The organism is Yoonia sp. I 8.24, assembly GCF_022096995.1.
Classification (GTDB): domain Bacteria; phylum Pseudomonadota; class Alphaproteobacteria; order Rhodobacterales; family Rhodobacteraceae; genus Yoonia.
This window is the reverse complement of sequence record NZ_JACXGQ010000002.1, coordinates 125,850-152,790: the sequence shown is the minus strand read 5'-3', so window position 1 is coordinate 152,790 and position 26,941 is coordinate 125,850. Positions and strand designations below refer to the sequence as shown.

Genomic DNA, 26,941 nt, shown 5'->3' with positions numbered 1-26,941 from the left:
TCGAATTCAGGTGCTAACCTTTATTCATCCGGTTTTCGATCAGGTCATCGACCACGGATGGATCGGCCAGCGTCGAAATATCGCCCAAAGTCGCGTGATCGTTTTCAGCGATCTTACGCAGGATACGGCGCATGATTTTGCCAGAGCGTGTTTTTGGCAGGCCGGGCGCCCATTGGATCAGATCAGGTTTGGCAATGGGGCCGATCTCAGCGCGCACCCACACTTCAAGCTCTTTACGCAGTTCTGGTGATGGTTCCGCATCCGACATCAGGGTGACATAGGCGTAGATGCCCTGCCCTTTGATGGCGTGTGGGTAGCCAACAACTGCGGCTTCGGCGACCTTCGCATGGGCGACAAGCGCGCTTTCGACTTCGGCGGTCCCCATCCGGTGACCAGAGACGTTGATCACGTCATCAACGCGGCCGGTGATCCAGTAATACCCATCTTCGTCGCGCTTACAGCCGTCACCCGTAAAGTAGTAACCTTTGTAATCGCTGAAATAGGTTTTCTCGAACCGCTCATGATCGCCCCAAACGGTACGCATTTGGGCAGGCCAGCTATCCTTCATACACAGCACACCTTCGGCGGCGGTATCGTGGATTTCTTCGCCCGAAGTGGGTTCCAAGATTACGGGCTGCACGCCAAAGAATGGGGTTGTCGCTGATCCCGGTTTGGTCGCGGTTGCGCCCGGCAACGGTGTCAACAGGTGACCGCCGGTTTCAGTCTGCCACCATGTGTCAACGATCGGCACGATGCCTTTGCCCACAACATCATTGTACCAATTCCAAGCTTCTGGGTTAATCGGCTCACCCACTGTGCCCAGCACCTTAAGGTCAGAGAGGTCGTATTTCTCAACGAACTCTGTGCCTTGCCCCATCAATGCGCGGATCGCGGTGGGGGCGGTGTAGAATTGATTGACCTTGTGCTTTTCGCAAACCTGCCAAAACCGGCCAGCGTCTGGGTATGTTGGCACACCTTCAAACATCACTGTGGTCGCGCCGTTGGCCAATGGCCCATAGACGATATAGCTGTGCCCCGTGACCCAGCCTACATCAGCGGTACACCAGAACACGTCACCATCATGGTAGTCGAATGTGTATTGCTGCGTCATTGACGCATAGACGAGATATCCACCGGAGGAGTGCACAACACCTTTGGGCTGCCCAGTAGAGCCGGATGTGTAAAGGATGAAAAGTGGATCTTCGGCGTTCATCTCAGTCGGTGGGCAGTCTGCGCTGACCTTCTCTTCCATCTCGTGTAGCCAGTAATCGCCGTCCCCACGCCAAGCAATTTGCTGGCCTGTGCGTTTGACAACAAGGCATTTCACATCGTGATAGTCATGCAGCAAGGCTTGGTTCACGCTGTCTTTCAGATTGGTCACGCGGCCACCGCGCGGCGCGCCGTCGGACGTAATCACAACTTTTGCGTCACAGGCATTGACCCGCGCGCCCAAAGCTTCGGCAGAGAAGCCTGCGAACACGATTGAGTGGATCGCCCCGATCCGCGCACAGGCCAGCATCGCATAGGCGGCCTCGGGGATCATTGGCAGATAGAGCACAACGCGGTCGCCCTTAGTGACGCCCATTTCTTTGAGCACATTCGCCATTTTGCAGGTGCGTGCGTGCAGTTCTTTAAAAGTGATGTGCTGCGCTTCATCATCGGGGCTATCGGGTTCCCAGATGATCGCGGTTTGATCACCACGGGTTTCAAGATGGCGGTCGATACAGTTGGCGGCGACGTTCAGCGTGCCGTCTTCGAACCATTTGATGTCGATGTTACCCGGCTCAAAGCTGGTGTTCTTAACCTTTGTAAATGGTTTGATCCATTCCAAACGCTTGCCGTGTTCGGCCCAAAAACCTTCGGGGTCTGAAATTGATTGCGCGTACATCGCGTCATAGGTCGCCTTATCTGCATGCGCATTGGCAGCCATTTCCGCTGACGGCGGATACATCTTGGATGTTTGATCGGTCATGGTATCTCCCCCCGAGTGACGTGTTTTTTGACCCAAGCCCACGGCCGAGTCCCTCCGCCGCATATCATGATCACAATGGTCCGGAATCCAAGGCTTCTGGCCAGCCCGATGTGCAATTTGTCAATCTTGACACCCGCGAGGCGTGCGTTTTGTAATATTTTTGACAAATACCTTCACGCGCGCGTTCCGTTTTCAAGTCTTGTTAATCTTAATCAGAAATTAACCACCACAACGCAGGCTCGGCACAGGTAAAAGGTCGCGCATGCGTTTATTGGTTACGGTCATATCTACGATCTTATGCGCCGCGCCGCTTTGTGCCGGGCCATGGGCGCGTGAGAAAGGTCAGCTGTTCTTCGCAAGCGGCGGAAGCTTTGTGCTTTCGGAAGACCCAAACGCACCGGTGAATTTCGATCCGACTTTCTATGGCGAATATGGGCTGAACGGCACAGTCACCCTAGGCATCGATTACTATGCGACAGTGCTCGAAGGCACCCAATCCGCCATAGCCTTTGCCAGCTTTCCTATCGGGCAGCCTGCGGGAAATAATGTTTTCGGGGCGCAACTCGGGTTAGGCGGGCGTATGGATGCATTCGGGGGCATTGAATATCTGACGCGCGGCGGAGTGTCGTGGGGGCGCGGGCTGGATCGTGGGTGGCTAACTGTTGATACTAGCGCAACTTACGGCACGATTGACCAAGCTTGGCTTGCGAAGGCGGACCTCACATGGGGCCACCATTTCAACGACCACTGGACAGTCATGGCGCAATTGCAGACCGGACAAGGTGGCGACGATGATACCTATGCCAAAATCAACCCCGCGGTGGTTTTCCACATCAATGACCACACCTCAATCAGCTTAGGCGCCGTACAAACGTTGACCAACGATCAAGATACGGCGATCAGAGTGGATATATGGACAACCGCTACAATCCCCCGATTTCGCGCAGAAGAGTAATCACCGCTTCAACGCCCTGCCCGTTGCGCAGGCTTGCGAAAACAACGGGAAGATCGCCCCGCATCCTGGCAGCATCGTGCGCCATGACGTCAAGCGATGCACCGACATACGGCGCAAGATCGGTTTTATTGATCACAAGAATATCGGAGCGCGTAATTGCCGGGCCACCCTTGCGCGGGATTTCTTCGCCTGCGGCCACATCGATCACATAGATCGTCACATCGGCCAGTTCAGGGCTAAAGGTCGCAGACAGGTTATCGCCACCGCTTTCGATCAACACAAGTTCAAGGTCGGCGTGACGGCCGCGCATTTCAGCGATAGCTGCAAGGTTGATCGACGCATCCTCGCGGATCGCCGTATGCGGGCAGCCACCTGTTTCAACGCCCATAACTCGGTCAGCAGGCAGGATTTGCATCCGCATCAAGGCTTCTGCGTCTTCTTGGGTGTAGATGTCATTGGTAATGACACCAAGGCTAACCTGATCCTTCAGCGCCTTGGCGAGCGCCGCTGTCAGTGTGGTCTTTCCGGCCCCGACAGGCCCCCCAATTCCAACGCGCAATGGTCCGTGCGGTGACATGATAGTGACTTTCTACTTAGGATCTAAAAATGCGCGGGCTTTGGGTTTCATGCTGCATTGAGGCAATATCAACGGCAAAGCTTGATGATCCAATCGTACCCAAATCAGATTGCGCTGCTTGCATGCCAATATCGCGACAGATCGGCGCGAGTGCTGCCAAAATGCGCTGCCCTTCGGTTTGACCTAAGGGCATCAGCCGCTGCGCGGCCTGCACCAGATTGCTGGCAAAGCATTGCAGCCAAACCTGCGCTGTTTGCTCAGCAGGCAACCCCATGAGCCCAGCAGCGCGCCCAACGGCCACTGGGTACGCCATATCCGGCAGGTCCAAATGCCAGACGGCACGGGTTGTTGCAGCGAATGCCGCCCCTTGCTGCATGGTCTCCATCCGACGTTCTTGCGATGGGGCCAATACCGCGGCAAGAGCTGCGACTTCGGTCACATCATCCGCGCCATGTGCCACACAAAGCAAAATCCCGTCTGTACGCCCGGCCCCATGGGTCAGCACATCAGACAACCAGTCTTGCAAGCCTTGCGGATCTGTCACATCGCCGCGTTGCACAGCACGTTCCAACCCATGCGACCATGCAAACGCACCAATCGGATAGGCGGGTGACAGCCATTGGGTTAGCGTTAAAAGATGATCAATGTGCATGAGAATGGCTGTGATCGTGGCCCATGGTACGACCATGGCCATATGCCCCGCCTTCGGGGGTAAAGGGCCCGTCAAAATCAATCACCGCCGCACCTAATTGCTCCAACATAGTGCGCATTACTTTTTCACGCTGCACGACCAACGCATCAGGCAAGATTGCACAGGGCGCGTGGCGATTGCCGATATGCCAGCCAAGCCGCACCAAATCGCCTGTGATCCGCATCAGCGGTTCATCCGCAGCCGTGACACCGATTTCACGGCCGTCATCCAGCACGAATACATGGCCCGCATCAACTGATGTCGTCTGAGCAAGATCAACCAAAAACGGCTCTCCGCCCGTTGTCACCAACCGTTTGCGCCGCAAAAGCCGTGCATCATAGGTGAGCGAAACACTATCGGCGACAGGGCCGTGTGCGTGACGATGTGTGTGATGGGCAACCGCCTGCATGTCTATTTTTCAACCCTCGCAATCCCGGTGACCTCATAGACATCCATCTCGTCCGTTTCGACATCCAAATAAGTGGCAAGATACCCGATGCCCAGCTCTGGCAGGTAATGTATTCCCTCTTCATAAGGGTACCCATCACCGGATGATGCAAGCGTGCCCGCAATCATATCATATGTGCAATCGCCATATGTCCGCTGCTCAAGAGCACCCCAGCGCGCGACCACTTTATCGTCATACGTACCCGCGCTGTCGGTCACTGTCATACGCCCTAAAAAGACCGCGCCCGGTTCAGGGATCGGCATCTCATCGGGGAGAATGCTGAACACATAGTCTATCCGCGTATCCAGCGCGGGAACCCCGTCGGCGATCTCAACAAATTCGAGCAAATAAACGCCTCGCCCTAAAAGCGCGCGCGAGACATAGCCATCCGAATAGGTGCTGGTCAACGCAACCTGATCTGTGGACAGCATTTGATAGGTCTCGGACACGTCCGGACCCATTTCGAACGTGATCCCTGCCGCCAAATCAGCCGCCACCGGGCAATCCGCCCAAGCGGGGCCCGCCAATGCAGCAAGGCCAAATAGATATTTCATCATAACGATCCCCTTTGGTTTTGCCAAAAGGTAGCGTAATTTTATCTGCGCGTCGTTAGCCGATATACAAAACGCGTCGCGGTCAGCGGTAAGCGCAGCGTTTCGCGCACACCGACTTTGACCAATTCGGTCGCCATTTCGCGGTTCGTGATCATTGTGTTGTCTGTCTGGAAAGCCATATCGTGCCTCATTCAAAGCGATGGATTCCTCCCTAAGGCCCACGTTAAAATGCTGCATCGCAGCAATCAAGCCCCCCAGACGTAACGTCACCCAAATCAAAACAGGAAATACCGCTGCGCCATTGGCAATTCTTTCGCCGGTTCACAGGTGAGCAATTCACCATCAGCGCGCACTTCGTATGTTTCGGGGTTTACTTCCATATGTGGCATCGCATCGTTCAGTTTCAGATCGCGCTTGCCGATCCCACGGGTGTTGGACACGGGCAGAGTTTGTTTCGCCAGCCCCAGCTTATCACGCAACCCGTCGTCTTGGGCCGCTGCACTGACAAAGGTCACTGCGGAATTTTCAACCGACCGGCCGTAGGCACCAAACATCGGGCGCGTGTAAACGGGTTGCGGCGTCGGAATGGACGCATTCGGATCGCCCATCTGTGCCGCGACAATCGTGCCACCCATCAGAATCATTTCAGGCTTCACGCCAAAGAACGCGGGGTTCCACAGCACTAGATCCGCACGTTTGCCCACCTCGATTGAGCCAACATGCGCCGAAATCCCATGCGCAATGGCAGGGTTAATTGTATATTTCGCGATATAACGGCGCACACGCATGTTGTCGTTATCACCGGTTTCCTCGGGCAGGCTACCGCGCTGTTTCTTCATTTTATCAGCCGTTTGCCACGTGCGGATCAGCACTTCACCGACGCGACCCATCGCCTGACTGTCGGAGGCGATAATCGAAAACGCGCCCATATCGTGCAGGATATCTTCGGCGGCGATCGTTTCGCGGCGGATACGACTTTCGGCAAAAGCGACATCTTCGGGGATGGATTTATCCAGATGGTGACAGACCATCAGCATGTCGAGATGTTCATCAACCGTATTGACTGTAAACGGCCGCGTTGGGTTGGTGGAAGAGGGCAAAACATGCGCCTCACCACAAATCTTAATGATATCTGGCGCGTGCCCACCACCGGCACCTTCGGTATGGAAGGCGTGGATCGTGCGGCCCTTCATCGCGCCCACGGTGTTTTCGACAAAGCCAGATTCGTTGAGCGTATCGGTATGGATCATGACCTGCACATCCATCGCATCAGCGACAGACAGGCAATTATCGATAGCCGCCGGGGTGGTCCCCCAATCCTCGTGCAGCTTCAAACAGGATGCGCCGCCCAACACTTGTTCTTCCAATGCGGCAGGTAAAGACGCATTCCCCTTACCCGCAAAGGCAAGGTTCATCGGGAAGGCGTCAGCCGATTGCATCATCCGACCCAGATGCCAAGGCCCCGGCGTACATGTCGTCGCCAGCGTCCCATGCGCCGGGCCAGTGCCGCCGCCAATCATCGTGGTCAGGCCGGAATGCAACGCGTCTTCAATCTGCTGCGGACAGATAAAGTGGATGTGGCTATCGATGCCGCCCGCGGTCAGAATGCGGCCCTCGCCTGCAATCGCCTCGGTTCCGGGGCCCACAATGATATCCACGCCCGGTTGAGTATCTGGATTGCCTGCCTTACCGATGGCAACGATCACGCCGCCCTTTAGGCCAACATCCGCCTTGATGATACCGGTCCAATCCACGATCAGCGCATTTGTGATAACGGTATCAACGGCCCCTTCAGCGCGGGTCGCCTGCGATTGCCCCATACCGTCGCGAATGACTTTACCACCGCCGAACTTGACCTCTTCACCATAATACAAAGCGTTGCCACCCGACCCGCCAGTGACAGCTGCACCCGCAGCTTCGGCGGTCAAATCGCGCTCAACTTCGATAATCAAATCCGTATCGGCAAGCCGAACCTTATCGCCCACTGTGGGCCCAAACATGGCCGCATAGTCACGGCGCGAAATTACTGCTGGCATCTTAAAGGTCCCCCATCACGTTTGCATTAAACCCAAACACGCGGCGCGCGCCGGACATGGGGATCAGTGATACTTCGCGGCGCTGCCCCGGTTCAAACCGTACGGCAGTCCCTGCGGCGATATCCAAACGCAGACCGTGGGCCGCTGCACGGTCAAAATCCAAGGCTGGATTGGTTTCTGCAAAATGAAAATGCGATCCAACCTGCACGGGGCGGTCGCCCGTATTTGCGACCTCCATCACCACAACGTCGGCGCCAGCATTCAACGTAATATCGCCATCTGCGACGATCAATTCACCGGGTTTCATTGCGCTACCCCCCTCATCATCTTGCTATAAGTACTCAAAAAATCAACGGATCGGGTCATGCACTGTCACCAATTTTGTTCCATCGGGAAAGGTTGCTTCGACTTGTACTTCGTGGATCATCTCGGCGATGCCATCCATGACCTGATCGCGGGTGATCACTGCGGCACCCGCCTGCATCATATCGGCCACGGACCGCCCATCGCGCGCGCCTTCGACAACGGCATCGGTGATCAGCGCAATCGCTTCGGGGTAGTTCAGCTTGACGCCACGAGCCAGACGCTTGCGCGCAACCTCAGCCGCCATAGCGATCAATAGTTTATCTTTTTCACGCGGAGTGAGTTGCATGGTCTATAGTCTCCAAACACGGGGGATCGGCGCGCATGACAGCGCCTCAACAACAGGAATAAGAATGCGGCGCAGCGCAAAGCCATCTTCGGCCAAAAGCCGTACCAAAAGCAAATCATCAGCAATCAGACTTGCGCCACAGGTTTCAGGAAGGTCGAGCTTTTGCGCGCAGCGTTGGGCCTGTGGCCCGGCCAAGACCACGGTCGCCATCGCCCCGGCACCGCCTGCGATCGCACGGCGTTGTAGGTGGGATTTGACGTCGCCAATCAATCGCAGCGCATCCGCAAAAACCAACTGATCCGCGCGCCAGATGCGCCAGTGATCTGTGAAATGCAGGTTCCGCACATCTTCACCCATTGCCGGGCGGCCAAAGATGACGGGCTCAACGATCAATGCCGTCGCGTCAGCGGCCAGATGCACATGCATCTGCCGATCAAGCGCCGCACTTTCGAACAGGATGGTTTCTTGGGGTATCCAATCAATGCGACCGCCAGATCCGACGTTCAAAACGACCTTTGACTGCGCGATCTGACCGGGGTGCGCGCGATAGCCGCGTTCGGCCGCTTGCGACGCCAAGGTGATATGCGCGCCCGCGTTTGCGGTCACATCAAATTGCATTTGGTCGCCACCTGTCAGACCGCCCGCCGTGTTCAAAAACACAGCGTCCAGTGCATCGCCGCGCACACGCGGAAACAACGCCTTGAGCGATCCTTCTTGCCGTAAATCGGCGATCACCGTCTCGGCCCCACGGCGTTTTGCGGTCAATGCCAATGCGCCCTTTGCGCGCGGGCCAGTTGGCACGGCGTCGGCTGCGTTTATTTGGGCGGCATAGGTAATGGGCTGGCCTCGACGATTGATCTTTCGCCGTTCAAACTGCCAAAAATCACGCGGTAGTTTCCAGCAAAACGCCGCGAAAACGCACAAATTTTGACGCGGAATCACCCGACCGCCCAAAAATGCGGCAGCACGGCATCCTAAACGCAATAGGGGCGCAAAACTGCGCCCCCTGAAACCCTTTGATATCACGTCATCAATAGGGGTTGTCCATCCGCACCTGATAGCGTGCACGCCCTTTGACGGCGGTGCCCCAATTCAGATGCACCGTACGATTGTCAGCCCCCTGACCGCCCTCGGCCCAAGGCAACTCATGAATACGTGTGCCTGCGCTATTGGTGATCGCCCCATCGGGCAGCACACTATCCACATAAAGCGCGTGACCCTCGAACGGCAGCGCCGCGCCTGTGTCCACGACCCATGTCAGTGCCTCGGTGGCTTGGTCATGTTCCAAGGTCACAGGGTTCGACACAGGTTCATGCACATTGTGGAACGTATTGCCCCGAAATTCGAGCCCGCGCGTCCGGCCATAATCAAGATCAGCAAAGGTCGTATCAACCCGTTCGACCCGGTCAATTTGCCCATTTGATGAACGGAACACATTCCCTAGCACCGCGAATCCGTTAATGTAATGCCCCGGACCGTAAGGTTTTATCACAATAAAATTCGCCCAAGATGCGACATCGCTAGTCAAGAAAATATTGCCCGTAATCGTCAGCCCGCCGAAGGAAAACTGCGCGCCAAGTGCCGGGTCACTGCTGTGTTCATTGGTCCATTCAATGAAATTATTGTCGCAGTAGTTGCCAGTGAAAATGGTTTTGGGGTTCGGTGATGTGATGATCACCCCACCCTTGCGCACGCCCAAAATCTCATCGTCACCATGAAACCAATGGTTGGCTGTAATCAACGAACCAGACCCCGACAAAATACAAAAATGCTTGAACCGGTTTACCCGGTTATCGCGGATTTTCACATCATTTGCGTTGGCATTGAACCCGATGCTGACCCGGGCTGCGACGGGCAAGGATTGCTCGTCTGAAATAAACTGACAGCGGTCAATCATCATCCCCTGACACCCGCGCCCCGGCGATGTCAGCCCACGATCTTTGGGCTTATTCACGAAGCAATCACGCAAGTGAAACGTCAACCCAGCCGGGGCAAGCATGATCCCACTCGCGATACCAGCCCCCTGAAATTCGATGTCATCCAACACGAATTGGTTCAGCTTATCGTAGCCCGAAAAATCCAACAGGTATTTGAACCGGGTGAAGGTGAAGTTTTGGCTACCTTCCGCATCATATAGCGGTGCGCTCAGCGTGAGGCTTTGCCCAGGCACATCGACAGCGCTCACATAAATTTCGCGCCCGACACCGTTGCCCGTGACCAACGCCCCCACCGGGATGTTGGCGATATCAACGACATTGGTCAGTTCCAAATCGTTCGCGGCAGCGTAGCTAGCTGTTGAGGTGAAAATTTCCGTGTCCCAGGCTGCCCCTGACACGGGCTGAAACTGCCCATTACGCACCACCCGCCGGGTCGCATATTCTAGCCGCGTCGGGTCGCAGGCTTGCATATCTACGGGTTCGGTCAAAGCTACCCGGCGCCCACAAAGATCGAGCGATTCGTGATCGGCAAAGTTGATCAGCGCCTGATAGGCTTTCTTGAATGCCAGTTCTTCGTTCTGAAACGCATCCAGATAAGCATCATAATTATAGCCACGTTGCATAATAAATCGGTAGGTCGGGTCTTGTATGACCCGGCCTTCGAACTTCACATGGTTTTCCATTGTGACGTCGCTTTGCAGTAGGTAATCCCCCGGTGGCACCATCACAGTGCGCCCCGATGCGGCGGCATCTGCGGCCTCAAACGCAGCGCTGTCATCGGCGACACCGTCGCCCTTTGCGCCGTAATCCAGCACATCAACAATCGCCAGCAGATCGCGGGTAAACACGGCGCTGACGTCTTCGATTTGGATATCGTCAACCCTGACAACACCCCCTGTCGCCCCGGTCAAATCAATCCCAAGATGCCCGTAATCGGCGCCTGTCCACTGCATATCCACGCCTGTCCGGTCGCCTGTGCCGATGATGGCCGTGATCTCAACCACTTCGCCATATGTCGTCAGCTGCACCTCGGGGCCATAAGTGGGCAGGCCCGCCGCAGCAGCGCCCCCGGTCACCCCCGCCCAGCCAGACACGCGCACCCCTGGCAACGGGCCGGAAATCGCTTTGACTTTGGCCGTGACCCGCAGATAGCAACCCGGCAGAATTGGGGTTTCAGTCATATAGCGCACGCGCGCTATCGGATCGACCTTGAGAATCTCAAGGCAGCCTGCAAAATCGGCGTCCGCGGCGACAAACACGCCTGAACCGCTGATCGCATAGGTGTCTGACCCTGGCGTCCCCTCGCCGCTGGACCAAACACCAAGCCCCGCCGAGAACGGCAGCGGTTGAAATACAATTCCGTCTGTAATCGCTTTATTCATTGGAAAACCTTCTCTGGCAGCGCGTGCAAATTGGTCCCGCGTCATGCGGCACCGCTGCCAAAGAGGTACGTGAAACTGCTAAAGCGGCTCTGACACCACCGTCACGGTGGGGCGCGCAACGCGAAAAGGCCGGGCATGAACCCGGCCTTTGGAAACAGCATAATATAAAGCTTAGGCGCTCAGCTGCGCCTCGATCAGCTTGATGGTTTCTTCAACGCCGTAAAGCGCAATAAACCCACCAAAACGTGGGCCTTGGGACGCACCAAGAAGCACCTCGTAAAGCGCTGTGAACCAATTGCGCAGCGGGTCAAACTCATGCTCTTTGCCAACGGCAAACACCATGGTTTGCAAGGCTTCGGCGTCCAGCCCGCCATCCCAGACTTTGAGCCGCGCAACCATATCTTCCATCGCGGCGCGTTCTTGATCTGTCGGGGTGCGGTAGACCTTGGTCGGCTTCACAAAGTCATTGTAATAGCTGACTGCAAAGCCTGCGGCCTGATCCATCTGCGGGTTATTTTCTGCCGATGCCTCGGGCGCATAGCGCTGGATAAAGCCCCAAAGCGTCTCTTTGTCTTCGGCCCCAGAAACAGAAGCGAGGTTCAAAAGCATTGCAAACGGCACGACCATATCAGAGTCAGGTACGTCTTGTCCGTGGATATGGAACACTGGATTGTTCAGTTTTCCCTTGTCATCTTGACCGGCATAAGCGCGCAGCTGTTGGTGATATTCATCTACCGCCTTTGGGATCACATCAAAATGCATCCGCTTGGCTGTTTTAGGCTTAAGGTACATGAAATACGACAGGCTCTCGGTCGAGGCATAAGTCAGCCATTCGTCGATCGTTAGGCCGTTACCGGATGTCTTGGAAATCTTATGGCCTTCGGAATCGAGGAACAATTCATAGGTATAGTTTTCCGGCGGGCGCCCACCGAGCGCACGGCAAATCCCACCGTAGATCGCAGTGTTCGTCGCGTGATCCTTGCCGTACATCTCAAAATCGACGCCAAGCGCAGCCCACCGCGCGCCGAAATCAGGTTTCCACTGCAATTTGCAGTTCCCGCCGGTCACGGGCATCGTCACGTCAGTGCCGTCCACATCGGTGAACGTGATATTGCCGTCCTTGGTGACTTCTTTCATCGGGACATAAAGCACCTGCCCCGTGGTCGGACTGATCGGCAAAAAGATCGAATACGTCTGGCGGCGTTCTTCGCGCAGAGATTTGAGCATGATCGCCATCACGTCATCGTATTTTTCAGCTGCTTTCAGCAGGATCGCGTCCATCTTGCCCGATTGGTAATATTCGGTCGAAGAGGCGAATTCATATTCGAACCCGAAGGTGTCCAAAAAGTTATTCAGACGCGCATTCATATGGTCGCCAAAGCTGCCATGCGTCCCAAAGGGATCAGGCACGGCGGTCAGCGGCTTTTGCATAAACGGCTCTAACATTGCAGGGTCCGGCACATTGCCCGGAATTTTACGCATCCCGTCCATATCGTCCGAGAAGCACAATAGTTTTGTCGGGATGTCAGAAATCATTTCAAACGCGCGGCGTACCATCGTTGTGCGCCCGACTTCGCCAAAAGTTCCAATATGCGGCAAGCCAGACGGGCCATAACCTGTTTCAAACAGCACATACCCTTTTTCAGGGTCCTTCTTTTCATACCGTTTGAGCACACGGCGCGCCTCTTCAAAGGGCCAAGCCTTGGATGTCATCGCCGCGTCGCGCATCATATTGGTCATATTATTTCTCATGTCTAATCGGTGCCCCCGTGGCACCATTGTTTGCGCTCTCCCTATTGCGACAGGGGGGCTGCGTCAATAAATGGGTCACATAGATAAAGGAAACAGCATGAACGATGACGCCCCGATGACAGCCCAAGACGCGCTTGCCGCGTTGATGATTGCGGTCTCTGCTTCGGATGAAAACATCCGAACGTCGGAATTGGTAAAAATCAGCAACGCGATTAACATGCTCCCCGTGTTTGCAGGTTACGATCCTGAACGTTTGCCGCGCATGTCCAAAATGGTGTTTGACCTGTTAGAAGCCGAAGACGGGCTTGAAGCTCTATTTGGTCTGATCCGCGATGCGCTGCCCGAGCGCCTATTTGAAACCGCCTATGCGCTGTCTTGTGATGTGGCCGCTGCGGACGGGCTGATTGACGAACAAGAGGGCCGTATGCTTGAAGAAATTCGTGAAGAGCTGGCTCTTGACCGGCTCCATGCCGCCGCCATTGAACGCGGCGCACGCGCGCGCCACCTGACGATCTAAACGCCGCTTGTCCAATGGCGCAAAAGCCGGTGCTGTAAATCGCGTGCTTTGCGGTTCCAACGCCGCGCACCGGTGGGGCGTTCACCACCTTCAAGCTTGCCGATTTCGCGGGCCGCCATATCAGACGCGAATATGACGAATGCCAATTGGCGTCCATCCTTGGCGCGTAAATAGCCCGCCAAGTTTGAAACGAAATTCAACGTGCCCGTTTTTGCCTGCACAGCGCCTTGCAGTGCCGCAATCGCGTCACCCGCATTGTCGCGCACCGGAATGTCTTTCATAATCGGGTGCAAGGTTTGCGCGACATCAGGTGCTGTCAAAAATTGCGCCATATCCGCAGGTGTAATACGCGCGCTATCCCCGAGCCCCGAATGGTCCGCAAACTGCGGGCCAATCCCGCCAGCGCGTCGCCCGGCCCAACGCGCCATGCGTGCAGACGATGCCCGCAAGCCCCATTTTTGACCGGTCTGCGCGGTTGTCGCGGCCAATCCCGCGGCCTCGGCCGTGATATTTGTCGAATACCGCATCATCGCGCGCATCATTTCGGTCAAAGGTTCGCTTTGGATTGCGGCCACTTGGGTTGCGTCTGCAGGGATTGCTTCGATTTCCTTTGGCGCGCTTAGCCGAATGCCGTGACTGCGCGCGAACGTCGCAAACACTTCGCCTGCATAGAGCGCCGGGTGGCGTACGGGCAACCAACGCGAACCCGCATTGTTCAACGCAGTGCGCGCAACCGTCCACTGATCAACCTGCCCAAGGTCACGGTAAGTGAACACCGGGTCATCGCGATCCGCGATCCTTATCCGGGAGGTCGTGACCACCGGGCGATAATTATCGCTGCGCGCATCCATAAAGGTTGCATAGTCGCCACCTTCGCGTTTCCACTCAAAATGCACCCGGTTGAAATTCAAATTCAGACCCGAGATTGTCGGGTTGTAGCCTAAATGATCAAGCTGGCTGTCGTCGATTTCATCCAAATTCGTTAGGGCATCGTCCCAGACGCAAAAATCGCCGGTAACTTGGGTGATCCCTGCCGCACGCAAACGCTGCGCAAGATCAGCCAGCTGATCAGTGACAAGGTTCGGATCGCCGCCGCCCGCCAAAATCAAATTACCATCTAAAATGCCACCAGAAATGCTGCCATCTGCAAAAACAACGGTCTCAAACTGATATTGCGGCCCGAGGTGTTCCAGCGCGTATAGTGCAGTAAATGCTTTAGCGACACTTGCAGGCGGCTGATGCATATCCGCGCCGTAGGATTCCAGTATGGCGCCAGTCTGCGCGTCAGCAAGCACGGCGCCAACATCACCGCTTAGCCCAGACGTCGCGATGAGCGGCACAAGCATATTGTCTGAAAACGGGCGTACGATGGGGCGGCGCGACGTTGACGGCGCATCGGCCCATGTCGCCGTCGCGCAGCTTGACGCGGCCCCCACTAACATTGCACGGCGGGTCAAATGCATCACCATTCCCCACGCGCACGGATCGCCGATGATGACGTATCTGACATCGGCACATTCACAAATGACCACGCAGGTGCCGGCAACCGCCCGATAATATGGCTGGCGCGACTAGGCACTTTTGACTGCGCATAGACCTTGGCGGCCATCGACAGGCGCGCCGCGATCCGATCGCCGGGGCGCGCGATCACACCAATGGGCACATTTTCGATGATCCAACGCCAATCCTGCCAGCGATGAAACTGCGCGAGGTTATCTGCGCCCATCAGCCAAACGAACCGGACCCCGGGGTAACGTTTGCGCAGCGCGTGCAAAGTTTGGGCAGTGTAACGGGTGCCAAGCTTGGATTCGATTCCGGTAATTTTGACGCGCGGATGCTGCATCAACGCGCGGCTGGCTTGGATACGGTCGCCCAATGGCGCAGGCCCGTTTTCCTTGAGTGGATTGCCCGGGCTAACAAGCCACCAAACATGATCCAGCCCGAACCGCTTAAGCGCGGCTTTGGTAATGTGCACATGCCCCGCATGCGGCGGATCAAACGAGCCGCCAAGCAACCCGATCACTTGCCCCGGTTTCGCGGCTGGAAATCCGTCCACAATATTTTCTCCGTCAAACCAAGGATCACACGACACACATTATGCCAAAACCAGCATATTCGGTTGTTTTAGACCGATTTTTCTTACAAGCAAAGCGCCATTGTTTACATGGTGGCGCCAACGAACATGCACCTTGATTAATGAGAACACGACCGCTGAAATTATGTGCACATAACCGCGCTTAGATCACTTTCGGCGCTCTGCCGCACCCTTGGATTGCTCGGCCGAAGCCGCCCATAGATTGATCTGCTCTTCATCAGCATATTGATCAATGAGCGCCAATTCTTCGGGGGTGAAGTCAAGGTTGGCCACAGCACCGACGCAATCCTCTACTTGGGAAGGTTTGGACGCGCCGATCAGGGCTGTTGTGATACCGCCCCCGCGCAAGACCCATGCAATCGCCATTTGCGCCAATGTCTGGCCGCGATTTTCGGCAATTTCGTTCAGTTTGCGGATATTTTCAATCGCACGGTCAGTCAGCATCGTTGGAAACAGCGATTTGCCTTGGCTGGCGCGGCTGTCATCGGGGATGCCGCCCAGATATTTCTTGGTCAGCATACCTTGGGCCAGCGGGGTAAATGCAATCGATCCGACGCCCAAATCTTGCAACGTATCTTTCAGACCATCGCGTTCGACCCAGCGATTCAGCATATTGTAGGATGGCTGATGGATTAGGCACGGTGTGCCTAGATCGTTCAAAATCGCGACGGCTTCGCGGGTGCGTTCGGTATTATAAGACGAAATCCCCGCATAAAGCGCGCGACCTGATCGCACGATATAATCCAGCGCACCCATCGTTTCTTCGAGCGGCGTGTCGGGATCAAACCGATGGGAATAAAAGATATCAACATAATCAAGCCCCATCCGCTTAAGCGACTGATCACATGATGACACCAGATATTTGCGGCTTCCCCATTCGCCATAAGGGCCCGCCCACATCCCGTATCCGGCCTTTGAACTGATGATCAGCTCATCACGGTAGCCTTTAAAATCTTCTGCCAAGATCGACCCAAACGCATGTTCGGCTGATCCCGGAGGCGGACCATAATTGTTAGCCAAATCAAAATGGGTGATTCCATTGTCAAATGCAGTCCGGCAAATCGCCTGTTTGGTCTCATGGGGGGTGTCATGGCCAAAATTGTGCCAAAGCCCAAGCGAGATAGCTGGTAGTTTCACGCCAGAGTTTCCGCAGCGGCGGTAAACCATTTTTTCATAACGGTTTTCGGCTGGTACATATGTCATAGACTTTCCTCCCCTACATCGATTTCGACGCAAGCGACCATGCGCCAAACCCGATGTCAACGGGGTAGTCAGGAATACCCGACCCCACAACAACCCCTGCGTGTGCTACAATCACCCTGTCGCATCCTATTTTCAGCGACGGCAACTTTAATCAAAAAGGAGTGTTCTTATGGCACGTTTTGCAATCGACCTTGGTGAAATGCCAATGTCAAAGGAAGACCAACTTCAACTCCAGAATGAACTGCAATCGGTCGCGCTAAAACACGTTGCGCGGCTGGGGTATGACAAACCTTTTGCAGTCAAATTCCCACGCGAATGGTGGGGGATTATTCTGCACCCCGACCTTGATCGCCTTGGCGATATCGAAGCCGAGATCGGGAAACGGTTGGGTGCATTCTAATGGGGTGCCCTGAAAAGGGCGTTCCGGGACTCACCAGCACTGGGGCAGACCGCACTTGCCCCAGTGCGCGTTGCGAACCGGGAGCCACATTGCTGGGCGTCAAAGGGGAAGACGGGCGGGTCAACCATCTGCGAACGGCAATGCCAATTGATGCTCATTTCGTGGAGGCTGCACGGCAAGCAGGCCCGCCCGAACAACGCATGCGGTTTGCATCGGGCTGTGCCACGACGGGATGCAGCCAATGGACCGGAAGCAGATGTGGTGTGATTGATCGGGTGCTGACGCATCTCGAAAACATGGATCTGCCTACCCAAAACGGGCTTCCCGCATGCCCAATTCGCGCGACATGCCGTTGGTTTGACCAAACGGGTGCGACGGCCTGCCATGCATGCACCTATGTGACCACCGACAACGCCCCGGCGCATATTTAATAATCATCTGGCCTGTCAAAGTGCGGCAGGCCAGATAGTCCCAAAATTACAAATTGTGACGGGTACAATCGCGTACTTTTCATAGCTCAAAAGCCGTGTAACAGTGCGGCCATGACACAGCTTTTGACCCGTAACGGCACGCCCGTTTCCGACCTCACCTTTGGTACGATGCAATTTGGCGGCACAGCCGACGCTGACGCGAGCCGCGCGATGTTTGATGCCGCATGTACTGCTGGCGTGAATCAGTTTGATACGGCGGTCGGCTATACAGGTGGCGCGTCGGAAACGCTGCTTGGACCTATGATCAAAGCAGCCCGTGATGACCTGTTTGTTGCAAGCAAGGTTGGATATGTCGGCGGGGCGGGACGCAAAAACATACTTGAACAATTCGACCGTAGCCGTGCGCAATTGAACGAAGATGCCATCGATCTTTTGTATCTGCACCGTTTTGATCCTGATACCGCGCTTTTGGACACGTTCAGTACGCTGGCAGAGCTGCAAGCCAAAGGGTTGATCCGCTATATCGGCGTGTCGAACTACGCCGCTTGGCAGGTTATGAAAGCTCAAGGTATCGCCCAAACGCTTGGCACGAAAATTGACGCGGTCCAGCCGATGTATAGCCTTGTGAAACGCCAGTCCGAGGTCGAAATCATCCCGGTAGCACAAGACCAAGACATAACAGTTGTGCCTTACTCACCACTTGGCGGCGGTTTGCTGACCGGGAAATACGCCGCGGGTGGCAGCGGGCGTTTGACCGAAGATTCGCGCTATAAAGCCCGCTACAATCAGCCATGGATGCATGACACCGCACGTGAACTGTCTGCGCTTTCCGCCGATCTGGGCACTGATCCTGCGACCCTTGCGGTGGCGTGGGTCAAGACCCACCCTACGGCCCCGCGCCCGATCATTTCTGCGCGTTCCGTCACGCAGCTTGCCCCATCACTGGCCGCCCAAAGCTATGACATGGACGACGCGCTCTATGACCAAATCACCGCGCTGAGTGTTACACCCGCCCCCGCAACTGACCGATTGGAAGAGGCATGATTGATTTTCTGATAATCGGTGGCGGTATCGCTGGAATTTCCGCAGCGGCGCGCCTGTCAGAACTGGGCAGCGTCACGGTTTTAGAGAGCGAAAGCGCACTGGCCTACCATGCCTCGGGTCGCTCGGCGGCACTGTTTGAACGCAACTACGGCAAGCCTGCGACCATCGCGTTAAACGCGGCCTCGTATGATTTTCACAAAGACGCAGATGTTCTCAGCCCACGCGGGTTGATGTTGCTTGGGTCCGCAAATGACCAAGCCGCGTTTGATGCAGATTTTGCACAGATGGGGCTTAATCGCCTGACCATCGATGAAGCCGCCGCACATTTCCCGATCTTGGACCGCGACGTTGTTACCCAAGTGGGCTACGATGACCGCGCCCAAGACATCGACACCGACAAACTGGTCCAGACATTCGCGCGGACAGCCCGCGCGAATGGCGCGAACATCGTTACTAAAGCCGCAGTCACCGCAATTACCCGCCACAACAACGGCTGGGCAGTGACCACGGCATCTGAGACTTATGACACAACGGCGATCATCAACGCCGCGGGTGGCTGGGTCGACGAAATCGCTGTAATGGCCGGGATCACACAGCTTGGTTTCACGCCGCTGCGCCGATCAATGGCGCGCATCCCAGCGCCTGATGGCACGGACGTCAGCAGGTGGCCGATGGTGTTTGCCGCAGGCGAAACTTGGTATTCAAAGCCAGACGCAGGCGCGCTGATCGTGTCCCCGGCGGACGAAGACCTGGTGACCCCACATGATGTATACGCCGACGATATGGTGCTTGCCGAGGGGCTCGCGCGGTTCGAAGAGAACGTCACGATGTCCGTGACCCGATTACTTGCGTCTTGGGCCGGGATGCGCACATTTGCACCCGACCGGACATTGGTTTTAGGCCCCGATGCGCGCGACCCCAGCTTTGTTTGGTGCGCCGGGCAAGGCGGCTACGGGATGCAATCATCGCCCGCAGCAAGCCAACTTTTGGCCGATACCATTGCGGGCAGAACGCCCGAAATCCCGGCCGAAGCCGTCGCGGCGCTCTCGCCCGCGCGCTTTTCCTGAAAGAAGCCAAATGACCGAACACCAAAACCCACAGGGGCAGCCAATTGGCGCCCCGGTCGCTGATTGGACAGGATGCCCAGCGATCCCAAGAACACCGATGCATGGGCAGTTTTGCGATCTGGTGCCACTTGAGGCGCCGCATAGCGCTGATCTGTTTGCTGCGTTTGATGCGGATACGACAGGAACGCTTTGGACCTACATGCCTGTCGGCCCGTTTGCGACCGAAAATGACTATGCCACGTGGGTTGCGGCGGCACAAAACAGTGCGGACCCATTATTTTTTACAATTATCGCGAAAGACAGCGGAAAGCCCGTCGGCGTGGCCAGCTTCCTGCGCATCGATCCCGCAAATGGTGTGGTCGAGGTCGGTTTCATCACCTTTGCGCCTGCGCTGCAACGCACCCCTGCCGCGACCGAAGCCATGTATCTGATGATGAAACGCGCCTTCGATTTAGGTTATCGGCGGTATGAATGGAAATGCGATGCGCTCAATGCACCATCACGTAACGCGGCTGCGCGGCTTGGTTTTTGCTATGATGGGTTGTTTAAGCAGGCTGTTGTGTACAAAGGTCGCAATCGCGACACCGCATGGTTTTCGGTGCTTGATCAGGACTGGGCGCGCATTGACAAGGCGTTTCAAAATTGGCTTGATCCAGCGAACTTTGATACAAACGGCCAGCAGATCAATGCGCTGAAGGCGCGCATATAGCGCGCCCTCAATTCTTTAACCATCGATACGAATGGTTGCGTTTTTGGGATCATACGGGCTGTCTTCGACGATCTCAGCAGGCCATAATTTATCAAACATCTTGACCTGTAGCTTTGTCCCCACAGCGTCTCCGCCCGGTTTGACGTACCCCATCCCAATCGATTTCCCGAAAGCGACGGAATAGCCACCAGATGTCAGACGCCCAACGCGGGTCCCATCCATGTCATACAGCGCCTCGCGGCCCCATGGATCAGCGTCGTCCGGCCCATCAATCAGCAGGGTCACGCAGGTGGACCGGATGCCAATCTTTTCCATCGCGGCTTTGCCGTGGAAATCTTTGGAAAGATCAACGAACCGTGGCAGGTCCGCCTCAAGTGGGGTCGCGTCGCGGCCCAGTTCTGTCCCAAAGGCCCGGTATGATTTTTCTTGACGGAGCCAGTTTTGCGCACGCGCGCCGACCAGCTTCATGCCGTGCTCTGCGCCTGCTTTTTCCAGCAGATCAAACAGGTAGTTCTGCATTTCCATTGGGTGATGCAATTCCCAGCCCAATTCGCCCGTATAGGCCACGCGGATCGCATTGACCGGACACATGCCCAATTCAATTTGGCGCGCAGATAGCCACGGGAACCGTTTGTTCGACAGCGCTGTTTCAGGATCCGCATCGCAGATCACCGCTTTCAGCACATCGCGTGCTTTGGGTCCGGCGATGGCAAAGACGCCCCATTGGGTGGTGACATCTTGGACTTCGATCCGGCCAAATTCGGCTTCCTTGTCTTCGATCGCTTTGTGCAGGTAATCGGAATCATAGGCCGTCCATGCCCCGGCAGAGACAAGATAGAATTCATCATCCTTTAGGCGCACAATTGTGTATTCTGTGCGCGTCGTGCCCGCGGACGAAAGCGCATAGGTCAGGTTGATCCGGCCAACCTTAGGCAGTTTATTGGTCGTGAACCAATTAAGGAAGCCTTCGGCGCCCGGCCCTTTGACGATGTGTTTGGTAAAGGCGGTTGCGTCGATCAGGCCAACACCTTCGCGGATCGACTTTGCTTCGTCCACAGCATGCTGCCACCAGCCGCCACGACGGAACGAATTGGTTTCTTCGTCGTAGTTTTGCGGCGCATCAAGCGGACCGTAGTAGTTCGGCCGTTCCCAGCCATTCACCTGCCCAAATTGCGCGCCACGTTTGGCTTGGCGGTCATAGGCAGGCGCTGTGCGCAGCGGGCGGGCTGCTGGGCGTTCTTCGTCTGGCCAGTGCAATTTCAAAAGGAACGGATAGGTTTCTTCGTTCTTGGCGGTCGCATATTCCGACGTCATCCAATTGCCATAGCGTTTGGGGTCGAGGGACGCCATGTCGATCTCTGCTTCGCCTTCGACCATCATTTGCGCAAGGTAGTATCCTGCACCACCGCCAGCCGTGATCCCGAATGAGAACCCTTCCGCCAGCCACATATTGCGCAGCCCCGGTGCTGGACCGATCAGCGGGTTGCCGTCAGGCGTGTAGCAAATCGGACCGTTGAAATCATCCTTTAGCCCGACTTCTTCGGTAGATGGAATACGGTGGATAAAGTCCATGTATTCCTGTTCGATCCGTTCAAGGTTCAGTGGGAACAGATCCGCGCGGAAACTATCGGGGACCCCATAGCGGAAACGCGACGGCGCGCCGTCTTCATAAGGCCCAAGAATCCAGCCACCGCGTTCTTCGCGCACGTACCAGCGTGCATCAACATCACGCAAAACAGGATGTTCGCCGTGCTGTTTGCGCCATTCAACAAGGGCGGGATCTGGTTCGGTGACGATGAACTGGTGCTCAACGGGGATCGCGGGGGTTTTGATCCCCAACAGTTTGGCCGTGCGCTGTGCGTGGTTGCCCGTTGCGGTCACGACATGTTCGGCATGGATCACAATCTGTTCGTCGGACGCAATCAAATTGCCGCCCTTTTCAACCATTTTAGTGCAGGTCACATCCCAGTGGTCGCCCGTCCAGTGGTAGCCATCAACCTGCCAGCGTCGTTCAATCGTGACACCGCGTTGACGGGCCCCTTTGGCCATCGCCATCGTTACGTCAGCTGGGTTGATGTAGCCGTCAGTCGGGTGAAAAATCGCGCCGACCAAATCTTCGGTGCGCACCAACGGCCAGCGTTCGCGGATTTGATCAGGGGTCATCCATTCGTAAGGGATATCAACAGTTTCCGCTGTCGATGCGTAAAGCATGTATTCATCCATACGTGCCTGAGACTGCGCCATCCGCAGGTTACCGACAACGGAAAAGCCAGGGTTCAGCCCCGTTTCTTCTTCGAGCGTTTTATAGAACTTAATCGAATAATCATGGATGTGGCTAGATGCGTAGGACATATTGAAATATGGCAGCAGGCCCGCGGCATGCCATGTGGAGCCCGACGTGAGTTCATCACGTTCCAGCAACATGACGTCATCCCACCCTGCCTTTGCCAAGTGATATGCGATTGATGTCCCAACGGCCCCGCCACCGACGACCAATGCTTTGACATGCGTTTTCATAAGCCCGAATCCCTTTTCATCGTGTTGCATTCAGATTGCGCCGAACCGCCCAATATTGAGCGAACCATCCGACCTCTCATCATACAATTACGACAATATGAAAAAAAATGCTATTTTTTCATTTAGAATTCTACAAATTAATTTCCGTCAACCGTACAGCGACGGATGCCGTTCTCAATCCGGCAATTTTCGGACTGAAGAATGGTGTTCGCACCCTGCGTTCCAGTCGCTTGTCCCGTCTCGGGACCCGTATCTATTGCAGCCTCGGCACCGGTTTCGGGAAGTTGCAGAATAAGCGCGATAACATCATCAGCCACATCCGGTGATCCGGTCAGATAGTCAGCAAGATCTGCTTGGCTGCTCTCGGGATTGATGATTTTGCCCAAGATGTAATGTTCGTGATCATTCCACGTCCGATCGCTTGCACGCATGCGGGCCGCAAAGTACCGCGCAGCATTTTCTTGTGACCCATCATCAAGCAATTCAAATAGCGGTAGCGGAATTTGCGCGATGTCATCTGGGTACAGCGCGATCAGGCTTTCCCAATCCGCAATTTCATCCGCCTTGATCCGCGCCAAAACATCCATCCAAGGTTCGCCAAGGTCTTCGCCGTTTTCAAGCATTCCCGCTGCCACAAAGGCAAGTGAAGGCGGCGGAGCTGTCGATGCCAAAGGCTGCTGGTCGGGTGTCACAACGCCCGAAGATTGGTCAAACGCCGGATCAGGCGTATCCAGCAAACCATGCGCGCGCGCGAAATCGACCTGCATCAATGCATTCACCACAGCCGCGTCGCTAGCATTGGTAGTCACAGTAACGTCAAGCACCTCATCAATTTCTTGATCTCCAAAGCGCATTTGGAAACGGCGGTAATTCACAGGTTCAGGAATATCAGAATCGGGTGTCGTCGACACCCGCGGCTTTACGATCAGGGTGATCCCGTGAATTGTCGCAACATCAACGTCAAGATTGGGCGGGGGTGGACCAGCAGAAGCCTGAGACATTTGCGCGAGAATATTGTTCCGAGGCGGGCGGTGTGGCGCGAATTCCATGCGCATGACCACGCTTTCTTGACCATTCAAAAATGACCAAACGGCCCCTTTCAGCGGATCGCCGTTCACATCATCAAGCCCGCGCAAAATGCGTTGTGTGGTTGTCGCGGGCGCATCTGACGCAGTTAGCGGCTCTCCGACGATGGCTTCGCCATGCGATGTTTCATAGGGGACCGCCTCCCAACCATCGGGGGCACTGACCTCGATACTGACCAAGCGCTGTTGGAAAACATGTTCGTCCCAAACAATCTTAAAGGTAAAGACAATCGCCGCTGCAACAACCAGCATCAACAGCCCAATAAGCGGCATCATCAATCGCATCGCGACCCATCCCTTAATCTGAATTTCTTTGGCAACGCTAACGCTATAGCATTGCGGGCACAACCAAATCGGGCGGGCGATGCCCATCGGCAAAGGTTTTGATGTTCACAATCACCTTCTCGCCCATCTCAATGCGCCCTTCGACAGTTGCCGACCCCATATGCGGTAGCAAAATCGCGTTAGGCAATTCTTTCAGACGCGGGTTAATTTCACTTCCCCGCTCAAACACATCCAACCCGGCACCCACAATTTCGCCAGCCCGCAGCATCCGTGTCAGCGCATTTTCGTCGATCACCTCTCCGCGCGACGTATTCACAACGACCGCGTCGGGTTTCATCAGTTTCAGACGCCGTGCGTTCATCAAGTGGAAGGTTGAAGGCGTGTGCGGGCAGTTGATCGAAATGACATCCATCCGCGCCACCATCTGATCGAGACTTTCCCAATAGGTGGCATCCAATGCCTCTTCTATTTCTGGGCGTAGGCGCTTGCGGTTGTGGTAATGCACCTGCATGCCAAAAGCCGTCGCACGGCGCGCCACCGCCTGCCCAATCCGCCCCATCCCGAGAATGCCCAAGCGGCGCCCGCGTATGCGTCCGCCCATCATCGCGGTAGGCGACCAGCCTTGCCAATCGTTTGATTGCGCCAACCGGAGCCCTTCAGCCAACCGACGCGTGACACCCAAAATCAGCGCCATGACCATATCGGCCGTATCTTCGGTGACCACGCCCGGCGTGTTCGAAACATGAATGCCACGTTCGCGCGCTGTGGCCACATCAATATTGTCGACACCGGCCCCATAGTTCGCGATCAACCGCAAATTTGGCCCCGCACGCGCCAGTAATTTAGCATCAATTTGATCAGTAATCGTCGCGACCAAAACTTCGGTCGTGGCCATTGCGGCAGCCAGTTCATCTTGGGTCATTGGCGTGTCTTCATCGCGCAGGGTCACGTCGAACAATTCTTTCATCCGCGTTTCAACAACGTCGGGTAACCGTCGCGTCACAACAACACTTATACGCTTGCCTGGCATGGGGCGCCTCCCGTGGCTTTCCAAATTCTGCATTCCGTGTCAGGTTGCGCCAAAGGGACGCGCAGCACAAGAACCGCGCGCCATATTTTGAGCAGTTGTAAGGTAAACGATGGGTAATTTGCTGCGATGGCTTCGGGTGTTTCATCTGGCTGTGCTTGTGTGCGGTTTCAGCGCCGGTTTGCTGACCGCGCAAGAGGCAAATGATGCCCCCGCGCTAGGCCCCGAAACCAACTTGCCGCTGCCGCGATTTGTCTCGCTCAAGGCATCCGAGGCAAACGTGCGGCGCGGTCCATCACTGTCTCACCGGATCGACTGGGTATTTCAACGCCGGAACATGCCCCTGCAAGTGATCGCCGAATACGGTCATTGGCGCCGGGTGATTGATCGCGACGGCCAAGGCGGCTGGGTGCATTACACGATGCTATCAGGCGTCCGTACCGTGTTGATCAGCGGCGATGATACACCGCTGCGCGCGACCCCTTCCGAGGATGCGGGCACACGTGCCGTCCTTGAACACGGGGTCATCGCACGCTTGGGCGATTGCACCCCGACATGGTGCGAAATCAGCGCGGGCGGCTACGACGGCTGGGCCCCAAAAACGATGATCTGGGGCGTGTCTGATGTGGAAATCAGGGATTAAGCCGCGCTTGCGATCATGCCGGAAACCGCCTAGCACTCGAACATGCCTGATACCCACTCCACCCGCCTGAACCTTTCTGCCGGATTGCTTTCCGTCGCGGTTGCATTGGTCTTGGTGATCGCCAAACTTTGGGCGCTTGGGCAAACTGGGTCGCTGTCAATCGCGGCGACCTTGGCAGATAGTGCGATGGATTTGATGATGTCGCTCGGCGGGCTCGCCGCAATTGCTTATGCTGCCAAACCCGCCGATGACGATCATAATTTTGGCCATACCTCGGCCGAGGATTTGGCGGCCCTTGGGCAATCTCTTTTTATTCTGATTTCTGCGGGTGTGATTGCCACAGCCGCGATTTTGCGGCTACTTGATGACAGCGTCACCTTGCCCGAACACGAAGCCCAAGGGATCGGGGTGATGGTGTTTTCAATCGTGGTCACGCTTGGGCTCGTGATTTGGCAGCGGCGGGTCGCGGCAAAGACAGGCAATAAAGTCGTACAAGCCGACAGCCTGCACTACCTTGGCGATCTGATCCCTAATATAGGGGCGATCCTCGCTCTTTGGGCCTCTGCCAGTTTGGGGCTTGCGCAGATTGATAGCGTGGTCGCACTGGGCGCGGCAGCCCTATTGGCTGTTGGGGCGCTCCGGATCGGGAAAACCGCGTGGGATGCGCTGATGGATCGGCAAGCCGACCCCACGATGATCCGCGGCATTTGCGCAATTGCCGATGCCTACGAAGGTATCGAAGGCTATCACGACCTTAAAACCCGCGTTGCAGGTAGCCGGGTGTTTGTGAATATGCATATCGAACTTGATGGCACGCAATCACTCAGTGACGCGCACGCAAAAGGGGCCGCACTCCGCCGGGCGATTGTGGCCGCCTATCCGCAAGCAGATGTGCTGATCCACAAAGACCCAATTGGGGTCGCAAAACACCCCGACGATCCGCGCCCGTAAGGTGGATCTTG

The 26,941-nt window shown here is 55.9% G+C and carries 27 protein-coding genes; 9 read left to right on the top strand and 18 right to left on the bottom strand.

Features of this window, described 5'->3' with window-relative positions; translation table 11 throughout:
- Window positions 1–13: 13 nt before the first annotated feature.
- On the bottom strand, window positions 14–1,972 hold the full coding sequence (acs, locus tag Yoon_RS03680; RefSeq protein WP_238110265.1) for an acetate--CoA ligase: 1,959 nt from the start codon (window positions 1,970–1,972) through the stop codon (window positions 14–16).
- A 262-nt stretch (window positions 1,973–2,234) separates the two neighbouring features.
- Between acs and Yoon_RS03675 the strand changes: the two genes are divergently transcribed.
- Window positions 2,235–2,927, top strand: coding sequence for a hypothetical protein (locus tag Yoon_RS03675; protein WP_238110263.1), 693 nt, complete (start codon window positions 2,235–2,237; stop codon window positions 2,925–2,927).
- Here the strand turns inward: Yoon_RS03675 and ureG are convergent.
- From ureG to Yoon_RS03620, 11 genes are all read right to left on the bottom strand, one after another.
- On the bottom strand, window positions 2,896–3,504 hold the full coding sequence (gene ureG / locus Yoon_RS03670; protein ID WP_238110261.1) for an urease accessory protein UreG: 609 nt from the start codon (window positions 3,502–3,504) through the stop codon (window positions 2,896–2,898). The two genes, Yoon_RS03675 and ureG, sit on opposite strands and share 32 nt — an antisense overlap.
- Before the next feature lie 16 nt (window positions 3,505–3,520).
- Window positions 3,521–4,156 (bottom strand): urease accessory protein UreF, encoded by a 636-nt coding sequence (locus tag Yoon_RS03665; RefSeq protein WP_370642119.1) that lies wholly within the window; start codon window positions 4,154–4,156, stop codon window positions 3,521–3,523.
- Complete coding sequence (locus Yoon_RS03660) at window positions 4,146–4,604, bottom strand: urease accessory protein UreE (RefSeq protein WP_238110258.1); 459 nt, start codon at window positions 4,602–4,604, stop codon at window positions 4,146–4,148. The genes Yoon_RS03665 and Yoon_RS03660 overlap by 11 nt, the downstream gene beginning before the upstream one ends.
- 2 nt (window positions 4,605–4,606) lie before the next feature.
- Window positions 4,607–5,200 (bottom strand): hypothetical protein, encoded by a 594-nt coding sequence (locus tag Yoon_RS03655; protein WP_238110256.1) that lies wholly within the window; start codon window positions 5,198–5,200, stop codon window positions 4,607–4,609.
- Window positions 5,201–5,238: 38 nt separating this feature from the next.
- Window positions 5,239–5,376 (bottom strand): hypothetical protein, encoded by a 138-nt coding sequence (locus Yoon_RS03650; RefSeq protein WP_238110254.1) that lies wholly within the window; start codon window positions 5,374–5,376, stop codon window positions 5,239–5,241.
- A 96-nt stretch (window positions 5,377–5,472) separates the two neighbouring features.
- Window positions 5,473–7,233 (bottom strand): urease subunit alpha, encoded by a 1,761-nt coding sequence (ureC, locus tag Yoon_RS03645; protein WP_238110252.1) that lies wholly within the window; start codon window positions 7,231–7,233, stop codon window positions 5,473–5,475.
- A 1-nt stretch (window position 7,234) separates the two neighbouring features.
- Window positions 7,235–7,540, bottom strand: coding sequence for an urease subunit beta (locus tag Yoon_RS03640; RefSeq protein ID WP_238110251.1), 306 nt, complete (start codon window positions 7,538–7,540; stop codon window positions 7,235–7,237).
- A gap of 42 nt (window positions 7,541–7,582) precedes the next feature.
- Window positions 7,583–7,885 carry an urease subunit gamma gene (locus tag Yoon_RS03635; protein ID WP_113777704.1) on the bottom strand — a complete coding sequence of 101 codons (303 nt, stop codon included), beginning with the start codon at window positions 7,883–7,885 and terminating at the stop codon, window positions 7,583–7,585.
- Window positions 7,886–7,888: 3 nt separating this feature from the next.
- Window positions 7,889–8,686, bottom strand: coding sequence for an urease accessory protein UreD (locus Yoon_RS03630; protein ID WP_238110249.1), 798 nt, complete (start codon window positions 8,684–8,686; stop codon window positions 7,889–7,891).
- A 229-nt stretch (window positions 8,687–8,915) separates the two neighbouring features.
- Window positions 8,916–11,204 carry a glycosyl hydrolase family 28-related protein gene (locus Yoon_RS03625; protein WP_238110238.1) on the bottom strand — a complete coding sequence of 763 codons (2,289 nt, stop codon included), beginning with the start codon at window positions 11,202–11,204 and terminating at the stop codon, window positions 8,916–8,918.
- 171 nt (window positions 11,205–11,375) lie between these two features.
- A complete protein-coding gene (locus Yoon_RS03620) occupies window positions 11,376–12,944 on the bottom strand; it encodes a lysine--tRNA ligase (protein WP_238110236.1) in 1,569 nt (522 codons plus the stop codon).
- Between the two features lie 109 nt (window positions 12,945–13,053).
- Between Yoon_RS03620 and Yoon_RS03615 the strand changes: the two genes are divergently transcribed.
- A complete protein-coding gene (locus Yoon_RS03615; RefSeq protein ID WP_238110235.1) occupies window positions 13,054–13,473 on the top strand; it encodes a tellurite resistance TerB family protein in 420 nt (139 codons plus the stop codon).
- Here Yoon_RS03615 and dacB read toward each other — a convergent pair.
- The 3 genes from dacB to mgrA form a co-directional block, all read right to left on the bottom strand.
- Window positions 13,470–14,936, bottom strand: a complete 1,467-nt coding sequence (dacB, locus tag Yoon_RS03610; RefSeq protein WP_238110233.1) for a D-alanyl-D-alanine carboxypeptidase/D-alanyl-D-alanine-endopeptidase — start codon at window positions 14,934–14,936, stop codon at window positions 13,470–13,472. The genes Yoon_RS03615 and dacB overlap by 4 nt on opposite strands.
- On the bottom strand, window positions 14,936–15,532 hold the full coding sequence (locus tag Yoon_RS03605) for a nicotinate-nucleotide adenylyltransferase (protein WP_238110956.1): 597 nt from the start codon (window positions 15,530–15,532) through the stop codon (window positions 14,936–14,938). The genes dacB and Yoon_RS03605 overlap by 1 nt, the downstream gene beginning before the upstream one ends.
- A gap of 183 nt (window positions 15,533–15,715) precedes the next feature.
- Complete coding sequence (gene mgrA / locus Yoon_RS03600) at window positions 15,716–16,771, bottom strand: L-glyceraldehyde 3-phosphate reductase (protein ID WP_238110229.1); 1,056 nt, start codon at window positions 16,769–16,771, stop codon at window positions 15,716–15,718.
- A 169-nt stretch (window positions 16,772–16,940) separates the two neighbouring features.
- Here mgrA and Yoon_RS03595 point away from each other — a divergent pair, with 169 nt between their 5' ends.
- The 5 genes from Yoon_RS03595 to Yoon_RS03575 all read left to right on the top strand — a co-directional run bounded on the left by Yoon_RS03595 (window position 16,941) and on the right by Yoon_RS03575 (window position 20,422).
- On the top strand, window positions 16,941–17,171 hold the full coding sequence (locus Yoon_RS03595) for a hypothetical protein (protein WP_238110221.1): 231 nt from the start codon (window positions 16,941–16,943) through the stop codon (window positions 17,169–17,171).
- A gap of 140 nt (window positions 17,172–17,311) precedes the next feature.
- Entirely contained in the window at window positions 17,312–17,602 is a 291-nt protein-coding gene (locus Yoon_RS03590) for a hypothetical protein (protein ID WP_238110220.1), read from the top strand.
- A 111-nt stretch (window positions 17,603–17,713) separates the two neighbouring features.
- On the top strand, window positions 17,714–18,646 hold the full coding sequence (locus tag Yoon_RS03585; protein ID WP_238110218.1) for an aldo/keto reductase: 933 nt from the start codon (window positions 17,714–17,716) through the stop codon (window positions 18,644–18,646).
- On the top strand, window positions 18,643–19,713 hold the full coding sequence (locus tag Yoon_RS03580; RefSeq protein WP_238110216.1) for an FAD-binding oxidoreductase: 1,071 nt from the start codon (window positions 18,643–18,645) through the stop codon (window positions 19,711–19,713). Before Yoon_RS03585 ends, Yoon_RS03580 begins: the two co-directional genes overlap by 4 nt.
- Window positions 19,714–19,723: 10 nt before the next feature.
- Window positions 19,724–20,422: a GNAT family N-acetyltransferase gene (locus Yoon_RS03575; RefSeq protein WP_238110214.1), complete on the top strand. Its 699-nt coding sequence runs from the start codon at window positions 19,724–19,726 to the stop codon at window positions 20,420–20,422.
- Window positions 20,423–20,437: 15 nt separating this feature from the next.
- On the opposite strand, the gene Yoon_RS03570 is transcribed toward Yoon_RS03575, so the two are convergent.
- The 3 genes from Yoon_RS03570 to Yoon_RS03560 all read right to left on the bottom strand — a co-directional run bounded on the left by Yoon_RS03570 (window position 20,438) and on the right by Yoon_RS03560 (window position 25,339).
- A complete protein-coding gene (locus tag Yoon_RS03570) occupies window positions 20,438–22,939 on the bottom strand; it encodes an FAD-dependent oxidoreductase (RefSeq protein ID WP_238110212.1) in 2,502 nt (833 codons plus the stop codon).
- Window positions 22,940–23,076: 137 nt separating this feature from the next.
- Window positions 23,077–24,309, bottom strand: a complete 1,233-nt coding sequence (locus tag Yoon_RS03565; RefSeq protein ID WP_238110210.1) for a hypothetical protein — start codon at window positions 24,307–24,309, stop codon at window positions 23,077–23,079.
- 43 nt (window positions 24,310–24,352) lie between these two features.
- Complete coding sequence (locus Yoon_RS03560; RefSeq protein ID WP_238110206.1) at window positions 24,353–25,339, bottom strand: D-glycerate dehydrogenase; 987 nt, start codon at window positions 25,337–25,339, stop codon at window positions 24,353–24,355.
- Between the two features lie 109 nt (window positions 25,340–25,448).
- On the opposite strand from Yoon_RS03560, the gene Yoon_RS03555 reads away from it, so the two are divergent.
- Entirely contained in the window at window positions 25,449–25,979 is a 531-nt protein-coding gene (locus Yoon_RS03555; protein WP_238110205.1) for an SH3 domain-containing protein, read from the top strand.
- A gap of 42 nt (window positions 25,980–26,021) precedes the next feature.
- Entirely contained in the window at window positions 26,022–26,930 is a 909-nt protein-coding gene (locus Yoon_RS03550) for a cation diffusion facilitator family transporter (RefSeq protein WP_238110204.1), read from the top strand.
- The last annotated feature ends 11 nt before the right edge of the window (window positions 26,931–26,941 follow it).

Coding starts and splice junctions, on each gene's coding strand:
- acs (WP_238110265.1), bottom strand. CDS start 1,972: ATGACCGATCAAACATCCAAGATGTATCCGCCGTCAGCGGAAATGGCT.
- Yoon_RS03675 (WP_238110263.1), top strand. CDS start 2,235: ATGCGTTTATTGGTTACGGTCATATCTACGATCTTATGCGCCGCGCCG.
- ureG (WP_238110261.1), bottom strand. CDS start 3,504: ATGTCACCGCACGGACCATTGCGCGTTGGAATTGGGGGGCCTGTCGGG.
- Yoon_RS03665 (WP_370642119.1), bottom strand. CDS start 4,156: ATGCACATTGATCATCTTTTAACGCTAACCCAATGGCTGTCACCCGCC.
- Yoon_RS03660 (WP_238110258.1), bottom strand. CDS start 4,604: ATGCAGGCGGTTGCCCATCACACACATCGTCACGCACACGGCCCTGTC.
- Yoon_RS03655 (WP_238110256.1), bottom strand. CDS start 5,200: ATGATGAAATATCTATTTGGCCTTGCTGCATTGGCGGGCCCCGCTTGG.
- Yoon_RS03650 (WP_238110254.1), bottom strand. CDS start 5,376: ATGGCTTTCCAGACAGACAACACAATGATCACGAACCGCGAAATGGCG.
- ureC (WP_238110252.1), bottom strand. CDS start 7,233: ATGCCAGCAGTAATTTCGCGCCGTGACTATGCGGCCATGTTTGGGCCC.
- Yoon_RS03640 (WP_238110251.1), bottom strand. CDS start 7,540: ATGAAACCCGGTGAATTGATCGTCGCAGATGGCGATATTACGTTGAAT.
- Yoon_RS03635 (WP_113777704.1), bottom strand. CDS start 7,885: ATGCAACTCACTCCGCGTGAAAAAGATAAACTATTGATCGCTATGGCG.
- Yoon_RS03625 (WP_238110238.1), bottom strand. CDS start 11,204: ATGAATAAAGCGATTACAGACGGAATTGTATTTCAACCGCTGCCGTTC.
- Yoon_RS03620 (WP_238110236.1), bottom strand. CDS start 12,944: ATGACCAATATGATGCGCGACGCGGCGATGACATCCAAGGCTTGGCCC.
- Yoon_RS03615 (WP_238110235.1), top strand. CDS start 13,054: ATGAACGATGACGCCCCGATGACAGCCCAAGACGCGCTTGCCGCGTTG.
- dacB (WP_238110233.1), bottom strand. CDS start 14,936: ATGCATTTGACCCGCCGTGCAATGTTAGTGGGGGCCGCGTCAAGCTGC.
- mgrA (WP_238110229.1), bottom strand. CDS start 16,771: ATGACATATGTACCAGCCGAAAACCGTTATGAAAAAATGGTTTACCGC.
- Yoon_RS03595 (WP_238110221.1), top strand. CDS start 16,941: ATGGCACGTTTTGCAATCGACCTTGGTGAAATGCCAATGTCAAAGGAA.
- Yoon_RS03590 (WP_238110220.1), top strand. CDS start 17,312: ATGCCAATTGATGCTCATTTCGTGGAGGCTGCACGGCAAGCAGGCCCG.
- Yoon_RS03585 (WP_238110218.1), top strand. CDS start 17,714: ATGACACAGCTTTTGACCCGTAACGGCACGCCCGTTTCCGACCTCACC.
- Yoon_RS03580 (WP_238110216.1), top strand. CDS start 18,643: ATGATTGATTTTCTGATAATCGGTGGCGGTATCGCTGGAATTTCCGCA.
- Yoon_RS03575 (WP_238110214.1), top strand. CDS start 19,724: ATGACCGAACACCAAAACCCACAGGGGCAGCCAATTGGCGCCCCGGTC.
- Yoon_RS03570 (WP_238110212.1), bottom strand. CDS start 22,939: ATGAAAACGCATGTCAAAGCATTGGTCGTCGGTGGCGGGGCCGTTGGG.
- Yoon_RS03565 (WP_238110210.1), bottom strand. CDS start 24,309: ATGCGATTGATGATGCCGCTTATTGGGCTGTTGATGCTGGTTGTTGCA.
- Yoon_RS03560 (WP_238110206.1), bottom strand. CDS start 25,339: ATGCCAGGCAAGCGTATAAGTGTTGTTGTGACGCGACGGTTACCCGAC.
- Yoon_RS03555 (WP_238110205.1), top strand. CDS start 25,449: ATGGGTAATTTGCTGCGATGGCTTCGGGTGTTTCATCTGGCTGTGCTT.
- Yoon_RS03550 (WP_238110204.1), top strand. CDS start 26,022: ATGCCTGATACCCACTCCACCCGCCTGAACCTTTCTGCCGGATTGCTT.